The organism is Betaproteobacteria bacterium (assembly GCA_009377585.1).
Classification (GTDB): domain Bacteria; phylum Pseudomonadota; class Gammaproteobacteria; order Burkholderiales; family WYBJ01; genus WYBJ01.
On the sequence record WHTS01000114.1, the window covers coordinates 8,739 to 16,332 of the forward strand.

The 7,594-nt window shown below is 66.4% G+C and carries 7 protein-coding genes and 1 pseudogene; 6 read left to right on the forward strand and 2 right to left on the reverse strand.

Annotated elements, in window-relative coordinates:
- Positions 1 to 109 precede the first annotated feature (109 nt).
- From GEV05_25065 to GEV05_25090, 6 genes are all read left to right on the forward strand, one after another.
- Positions 110 to 1,153 carry an MreB/Mrl family cell shape determining protein gene (locus GEV05_25065; protein MPZ46598.1) on the forward strand — a complete coding sequence of 348 codons (1,044 nt, stop codon included), beginning with the start codon at positions 110 to 112 and terminating at the stop codon, positions 1,151 to 1,153.
- A gap of 120 nt (positions 1,154 to 1,273) precedes the next feature.
- Positions 1,274 to 2,179: a rod shape-determining protein MreC gene (mreC, locus tag GEV05_25070; protein MPZ46599.1), complete on the forward strand. Its 906-nt coding sequence runs from the start codon at positions 1,274 to 1,276 to the stop codon at positions 2,177 to 2,179.
- Positions 2,179 to 2,691, forward strand: coding sequence for a rod shape-determining protein MreD (gene mreD / locus GEV05_25075; protein MPZ46600.1), 513 nt, complete (start codon positions 2,179 to 2,181; stop codon positions 2,689 to 2,691). Before mreC ends, mreD begins: the two co-directional genes overlap by 1 nt.
- A 2-nt stretch (positions 2,692 to 2,693) precedes the next feature.
- Positions 2,694 to 4,592 (forward strand): penicillin-binding protein 2, encoded by a 1,899-nt coding sequence (gene mrdA / locus GEV05_25080; GenBank protein MPZ46601.1) that lies wholly within the window; start codon positions 2,694 to 2,696, stop codon positions 4,590 to 4,592.
- A 55-nt stretch (positions 4,593 to 4,647) separates the two neighbouring features.
- On the forward strand, positions 4,648 to 5,748 hold the full coding sequence (gene rodA, locus GEV05_25085) for a rod shape-determining protein RodA (protein ID MPZ46602.1): 1,101 nt from the start codon (positions 4,648 to 4,650) through the stop codon (positions 5,746 to 5,748).
- Entirely contained in the window at positions 5,688 to 6,758 is a 1,071-nt protein-coding gene (locus GEV05_25090; GenBank protein ID MPZ46603.1) for a septal ring lytic transglycosylase RlpA family protein, read from the forward strand. Before rodA ends, GEV05_25090 begins: the two co-directional genes overlap by 61 nt.
- Before the next feature lie 300 nt (positions 6,759 to 7,058).
- Here the strand turns inward: GEV05_25090 and GEV05_25095 are convergent.
- Positions 7,059 to 7,351 (reverse strand): annotated as a pseudogene (locus tag GEV05_25095) (tripartite tricarboxylate transporter substrate binding protein).
- A gap of 44 nt (positions 7,352 to 7,395) precedes the next feature.
- A partial coding sequence (locus GEV05_25100; protein MPZ46604.1) for a cupin domain-containing protein occupies positions 7,396 to 7,594 on the reverse strand: 199 nt, incomplete at its 5' end.

A 7,594-nucleotide genomic window follows, 5' to 3' on the forward strand; every position in this document is an offset into this window, starting at 1 on the left:
GCGTGCTTTCATGGTGCTTGCGTGTCGCTTCGTGCAATGCAATGCGGTATCATGTTTTATTCGCCTTCAAGGTCGCATTTCTGCGCGCTCCCCCGGGGAGCCACCGTCTATGTTCGGATTCCTGTCCACCTATTTCTACGACGACCTCGCTATCGATCTCGGCACCGCCAACACTCTCATTTTCGTTCGTGGCAAGGGCATCGTGCTGGACGAGCCCTCGGTCGTCGCCATCCGCCAGGAAGGCGGCGCGAACGGCAAGCGGCTGATCCAGGAAGTCGGTTTGGCGGCCAAGGCGATGCTCGGGCGAACCCCGCACAACATCATCGCGATCCGGCCGATGAAGGACGGTGTCATTGCCGACTTCACCGTCACCGAGCAGATGCTCAAGCACTTCATCAAGAAAGTGCTCGATTCGCGCGTCTTCAAGCCCAGCCCGCGCATCATCATTTGCGTGCCTTGCGGCTCGACTCAGGTGGAGCGGCGCGCCATCCGCGAGTCGGCCGAAGGCGCGGGCGCGAGCAAGGTCTACCTGATCGAGGAGCCGATGGCGGCGGCGATCGGCGCGGGCCTGCCGGTGAGCGACGCCACCGGCTCCATGGTGGTCGATATCGGCGGCGGCACGACCGAGGTTGGCGTCATATCGCTCGGCGGGCTGGTCTACGCGGGCTCGGTGCGGGTCGGCGGCGACAAGTTCGACGAATCCATCATCAACTACATCCGCCGCAACTACGGCATGCTGATCGGCGAGACCACGGCCGAGCTGATCAAGAAGGACATCGGTTCGGCCTTTCCCGGCTCGGAAGTGCGCGAGAAGGAAGTGAAGGGGCGCAACCTCGCAGAGGGCATCCCGCGAAGCTTCACCATTTCCTCCAACGAGATCCTGGAGGCGTTGACCGAGCCCCTGAACAGCATCGTGAGCGCGGTCAAGACGGCGCTGGAGCAGTGCCCGCCGGAGCTCGCCGCCGACATCGCGGATAAGGGCATGGTGCTCACCGGCGGCGGCGCGCTGCTGCGCGACATCGACCGTCTGCTCATGGAGGAGACGGGTCTTCCCGTGGTGGTGGCAGATGATCCGCTGACCTGCGTGGTGCGCGGATCGGGCAAGGCGCTCGAATTGATGGACAAGATGGGCTTTCTTTTCATCAATGATTGAGGCAGACGGCCGTATGCTTGCCGTGGCAGGCGTTTGCCCGCGAGCCGCGGCGCGACCAGCCGACATCCGCGAGGTGGCAGTAGACCGTAGCAACCGCGAATAGTCGCATCCGATAGCGCCATGGAAGCCACCCCGCCGCCCTTCTTCAAGCGCGGTCCGTCACCGGCGTTCCGGCTCGGTGTCTTCGCCTTTCTGTCCGTGGCGATCATGGTGTTGGATGCACGCTTCAAGTATCTCGAGCCCGCCCGGCAGACGCTTTCCGTTGTGCTCTATCCCTTGCAGCAGCTCGTGACGGCGCCGGTGGCCATCGCCGGGCGCGTGAGCGATTTCTTCTCCAACCGCGTCGAGCTCGCAGCCGACAACGAGCGCCTTCGGACCGAAGCGCTCGCCAATGCGTATCGGCTCGATCACGCGCAGGCGCTCGAGCGGGAGAACACGGAGCTGCGCGCACTGCTGCAGGCGCGAGAACGGATCGAGCCCGCCTCGGTCATGGCCGAGATTCTCTACGGCGCCCGTGATCCGTTCAGCCGCAAGTTCGTCATCGACAAGGGGATCGAGGACAAGGTGAATGCCGGCGCCGCGGTGATCGACAACGCCGGCGTAATCGGCCAGGTGACGCGGGCGTACCCGTTCCTCGCCGAAGTGACACAGATCACCGACAAGAACCAGGCAGTGCCCGTTCAGAACCTGCGCAGCGGACTGCGTGCGATCGTGTTCGGCAACGGCCGCGAAGGCACGCTCGATTTGCGCTTCATGCCGGTGAACGCCGATGTTCAGGTGGGCGACACGCTGGTCACCTCAGGGATGGACGGGATCTATCCGTCGGGCCTGCCGGTCGCCAAAGTCATCGACATCGAGCGCAACGCCACCATGGCGTTCGCCCGCATCACCTGCGAACCGTTGAGCGGCGTCGATCGCCGCGGCTACGTGCTGATTCTGAACAGGGTGCGCGAGCTGCCCGAGCGACCGGCCCCGACGCCCAAAGCGCCGCCCGAGCGCAAGAAGTCACGGCGAGGCGCATCCTGATGCCGGCCGGTCCCCAGCAGATCCTGCTGCCCGTGACGACCGGGCTCATCGTCGTCACCATGCTCGGCGCGCTGGCGGTGAATCTCGTGCCGCTGCCGCTCGACGTGCTCGAGCTGCGGCCGGATTTCTGCGCCCTGGTGCTGGTGTATTGGGGCATCCATCAGCCGCGGCGCGTCGGCTTCTCGGTTGCCTTCCTGCTGGGTCTCGCGGTCGACATGGCCGATGCGAGCCTGCTGGGCCAGCATGCGCTCGCCTACGTGGTGCTGCTGTTCGCGGCCATCGCGCTCCATCGGCGGGTGCTCAATTTCAGCCTCGTCGGACAGAGCCTGCACATCCTGCCGTTGCTGCTCGTGGGAGAATTGCTGATGATCGCGGTGCGCCTGCTCGCGGGAGACCAGCTGCCGGCGCCCACGCACCTGCTCGGTCCCGTCATCGGCGCGCTGGTGTGGATTCCGCTGTCGGCGTTGTTCCGTCTGCCGCGGCTGCCGAAGGCCAATCCGGATCGGGTCTAGCCATGCCGGTCGCCGAGATCCCGAATGCACCCCTGGAGATTCACCGCTTCCGCGGCCGGCTCCTGATCGCCGCACTGATCGTGAGCGCGATGTTCCTGGTGCTGGTGGGCCGGTTCGTCCATCTGCAGGTGTTTCAGCACGCGCACTACGACACGCTGGCCGAGTCGAATCGGATTTCGATTGCACCCGTAGTGCCCAATCGCGGACTCATTCTCGATCGCAACGGCGTCGAGCTGGCACACAACTATTCGGCCTACACGCTCGAGATCACGCCGGCCAAGGTACAGAACCTCGACGCCCTGATCGACGAGCTTGCAACCGTGGTCGACATCGCGCCCAAGGACCGCAAGCGCTTTCGCAAGCTGCTCGACGAGAGCAAGAACTTCGAGAGCCTGCCGATTCGCAGCCGCCTGAGCGACGAGGAGGTGGCGCGCTTTTCGGTCAACCGCTACCGCTTTCCGGGCGTGGAGATCAAGGCGCGCCTGTTCCGGCAGTACCCGCACCGCGACCTCACGGCGCATATCGTCGGCTACATCGGGCGCATCAACAGCAAGGAAGTGGAGGCGCTCGAAGCTTCGGGTCAGACCGCGAACTATCGCGGCACCGATCACATCGGCAAGACCGGGCTGGAACAAGAGTACGAAACGAGGCTGCACGGGACCACGGGATTCGAGCAGGTCGAGGTCGATGCAGGCGGGCGCGCGGTACGCACGCTCTCGCGCACACCGCCCGCCTCGGGCGACAACCTGGTGCTCTCGCTCGATCTCAAGCTGCAGGAGATCGCCTGGCAGGCCTTCGGCGAGCGCCGTGGCGCGCTGGTCGCCATCGAGCCCAACAGCGGCGCAGTGCTGGCCTTCGTCAGCAAGCCGGGGTTCGATCCCAACCTGTTCGTCGACGGCATCGACTCGCAGAGCTGGGAGGCGCTCAACAAATCGATCGACCGGCCGATGACCAACCGCGCATTGCAGGGGCAATATCCGCCGGGCTCGACGTTCAAGCCGTTCATGGCCCTCGCCGGGCTCGCCCTGGGCAAGCGCACTCCGGAGTTCACGATCAGCGATCCCGGCTTCTACACGCTGCCCGGGTTGAGCCACCAATACCGCGATTGGAAGAAAGGCGGCCACGGCGCGGTCGATCTGCACCGCTCGCTGGTCATCTCGTGCGACACCTACTACTACGGGCTCGCCACCGATCTGGGGATCGATGCGATCCACGACTACGTCGGCCAGTTCGGCCTGGGCAGGAAGACCGGGATCGATCTTCCCGGCGAGATGCCCGGCATCCTGCCCTCGTCGCAGTGGAAGATGCGCCGCTTCCGGCAGAAGTGGTACGCGGGCGACACCGTGTCGGTGGGGATCGGCCAGGGGTACAACATCGCCACGCCGTTGCAGCTCGCCCACGCCATGGCCGTGCTGGCGGCCAACGGCAAGGTGTACCGGCCGCAGCTGGCGAGCCACATCCAGGACGTGCGCAGCCGCACGCTCAAACCGATGGGAAGCGAGCTGGTGCGCTCGATCGCCATCAAGCCCGAACATTTGCAACAGGTGCGCGCGGCGCTGGTGGACGTCACCCGTCCCGGCGGCACGGCTGCGCAGGCCGGCAAGGGCGCGCCGTACTCGTTCGCGGGCAAAACCGGAACGGCGCAGGTGGTCGCGATCAAGCAGGGCGAGAGCTACAACGAGAGCCAGGTTCAGGAACGGCATCGCGATCACGCCTGGTTCATCGCCTATGCGCCGGCGGAAAATCCAACCATCGCGCTGGCGGTGCTGGTGGAGAACGGCGGGCACGGCAGCTCGGCGGCGGCGCCGATCGCGCGCACCGTGCTCGACTATTGGCTGCTCGGCAAGCTACCCGATGGCATGCAGCCCAAGCCGGTCGTGGGCGAGGAGCAGGGGGATTGATGGGAAGGCGGGAAAATTCCGGCGCCACACGCCACCGTAGCGACGGACAGCACTCATGATCATCGTGCGCCGTGCGCTCGGCATCGCGACCGCGAACGTCGACGGGCCGCTGCTCGGCATGCTGGGGCTGCTGCTCGGCATCGGCATCGCCGTCCTCTACAGCGCCTCCAACGAGAGCATGGCGCGCGTGAGCGGCCAGTTGCTCAACATCGGGGTGGCGTTCGCGATCATGTGGATGGCGGCGAAGGTGCCGCCGAATCACCTCATGCGCATCGCCGTGCCGGCATACCTGTTCGGGCTATTCCTGCTGATCGGCGTGGCGCTGTTCGGGGAAGTGACCAACGGCGCGCGCCGCTGGCTCAACATCGGCATCACCCGCATCCAGCCCTCCGAGCTCATGAAGATCGCGGTGCCGATGATGCTCGCCTGGTATTTCCATCGCTTCGAGGGCGACCGGCGCCTGCATCACTACGCGATCGCCACCATCATCGTCGCCCTGCCGGCCGGGCTCATCTTGCGCCAGCCCGACCTGGGCACCGCCATACTGATCGCCGCGAGCGGGTTCTACGTGCTGTTCCTGGCGGGGCTCTCATGGCGCGTCATCGGCACGCTCGCACTGGCCGCGCTGGCGGCCGGGCCGGTCGTCTGGAACCTGATGCACGGCTATCAGCGCCAGCGCATCCTCACCCTGCTCGATCCCTCGCAGGATCCGCTCGGGGCGGGCTACCACACCATCCAGTCGACCATCGCGGTCGGCTCGGGCGGGCTGGCGGGAAAAGGCTGGCTCCACGGCACCCAGAGCCATCTCGATTTTCTTCCGGAGCGCACCACCGACTTCATCTTCGCCGTCTACTCCGAGGAGTTCGGGCTCACCGGAAACATTATCCTGGTGCTGCTGTTCCTCGCCCTGATCGGGCGCGGACTGGTGATCACGGCCAACGCCCCGACCACCTTCTCGCGCCTGCTTGCCGGCGCCGTCACGCTCGGATTCTTCACCTACGCCTTCGTCAACATGGGCATGGTGAGCGGCATCCTTCCGGTCGTCGGCGTGCCGTTGCCGCTGATCAGCTACGGCGGCACCTCCCTGGTGACGGTATGCCTGGGCTTCGGCATCCTGATGAGTATCCAGACCCATCGCAAACTGGTGCAGACGTGAGCCTCCCTTTTCCTGCCTGCCGAACGATCGACTGCACCGGAGCGCCGATAGACTGCGCCGGGGCGCAAAGGCCTCGGCTCCCAGCGCGCCTACGAACACGCCTCTCATGGCGACTCGCCGCGCTGTGCTGCGCGCTCACGCTGAGCGGCTGCGGCACGTTCTCCGGCCGCTCCGGCGATCGGCCGCCGGATTCGGGCAAGCGCGGCGGCGGCTACTATCTCGACGACGGACCCGGCGACAATCCGCCGGCCAATCTGAACCAGATCCCCGACGCGGTGCCTCGCCTTGAGCCGCTCGTACGCGGCACCGCCCGACCCTACACCGCGATGGGACGCAGCTACACCCCGATGACGCAACTCGCGCCGTATCGCGCGCGCGGGATCGCCACCTGGTATGGCCGGCGCTATCACGGGAAGCGTACGGCATCGGGCGAGATCTACGACATGTACGCCATGACCGGCGCACACCCCGTGTTGCCGATTCCCAGCTATGCGCGGGTCACGAACCTCGACAACGGGCGTTCGGTGGTCGTGCGCATCAACGACCGCGGACCGTTTCTCGAAAGGCGCGTGATCGACCTGTCCTACGCGGCCGCGCACAGGCTCGACATCGTCCGTAACGGCTCGGGTCGGGTGGAGGTGGAGGCGATCGTGCCCGGGTCGGAGCCGGCGCCGCCTGCCGCCATTACGGTCGAAGCCGCGCCGGAAGCGATGCCGTCACCTTCCGAGGCAGCGGTGGAAACCCTGTCGCCCGAGCCGGCTTTCGGCTCGCAGGCAAACGGCTTCTACGTCCAGCTTGGCGCGTTCTCGCTGCGCGACAACGCCGAGCGCTTCGTGGAGCGCATGCGTGTCATGCTCGCCGCATTCGATGCGAATCTGTCGATCGTCAGCTCGGGCAGCCTGCATCGCGTCCACGCCGGACCGTATGCGAGCCGCGACGGCGCGCTTGCGGCGGCCGAACAAATCGGCCAGTCGCTCGGTGCCGCGCCGGTGCTGGTGGCGCCGCGTTGATGGCGCCGCGTTGATGCCGCCGCTGCGGTTCCTGCCAGGCGTGCGAATGACCCGGTTGGGTTGTGGTGAGCCGCGATCGCGGCTTCGTCGCGCCACAATTCCGACAGCATCCTCCTGTGAAGCAACTTTCGTGAAACAGGTCCAGTTTGAAACACTGCGAGTCCCCGGGACCGTCCATCGTCGACACGAAGACCGGAATCGCCCTGCGCGCGGCACGCGCAGCACCGCACGGATTACGCCGCTACTCCACCCGCGCGCCGGAGGCCCGCACCGCCTTGCCCCATCTCGCGACCTCGGCGCCGAGTACCCGTCGGGATCGGCCTGCCGGGCCACCTCGGCGCCGATATTGCCGCCGGCGCCGGGGCGGTTCTCGATGATGACCTGCTGGCCGAGCAGATCGCCGAGCTGGTGGCCGAGCAGTCGCGAGACGACGTCAGGCCCGAGCCCGGGGCGCTCGCGGCAATGATGCGCACCGGACGCTCCGGGAAGCGGTCCGCGTGCGCGGCGGGCAGCACGCAAACGATGGCGGACATCGCCGCGAGCCGGGCTCCCCGGCGCGCCGCCGGGGCGGCATGACGGATGCTGCTGGTCATATCATCTCCTGAGTCAGGGCGAGGCATTTGCTGCGGCGGCGTTCTCAACGCCTTGCGTCGTGCGACGAAATCGCAAGCAGGCAGGTTTCATTCCCCTGGTTGCTCCACGCGTGGCTCGTGCCGCGCTGCACGACGGTGTCGCCTGCCTTGAGGCGCACTTCGGTGGTGTCGAGCACGAGCGTGACCTCGCCCTCGAGCACCATGCAAAGATCCAGCGTCGCGGTCTTCTGCATGTAGCGATGC

Bases quoted from the DNA above. Each gene is read 5' to 3' on its own strand.
- mrdA (MPZ46601.1), top strand. From the start codon at position 2,694: ATGCCGGTCGCCGAGATCCCGAATGCACCCCTGGAGATTCACCGCTTC.
- rodA (MPZ46602.1), top strand. From the start codon at position 4,648: ATGATCATCGTGCGCCGTGCGCTCGGCATCGCGACCGCGAACGTCGAC.
- mreC (MPZ46599.1), top strand. From the start codon at position 1,274: ATGGAAGCCACCCCGCCGCCCTTCTTCAAGCGCGGTCCGTCACCGGCG.
- GEV05_25065 (MPZ46598.1), top strand. From the start codon at position 110: ATGTTCGGATTCCTGTCCACCTATTTCTACGACGACCTCGCTATCGAT.
- mreD (MPZ46600.1), top strand. From the start codon at position 2,179: ATGCCGGCCGGTCCCCAGCAGATCCTGCTGCCCGTGACGACCGGGCTC.
- GEV05_25090 (MPZ46603.1), top strand. From the start codon at position 5,688: ATGCCTGGGCTTCGGCATCCTGATGAGTATCCAGACCCATCGCAAACT.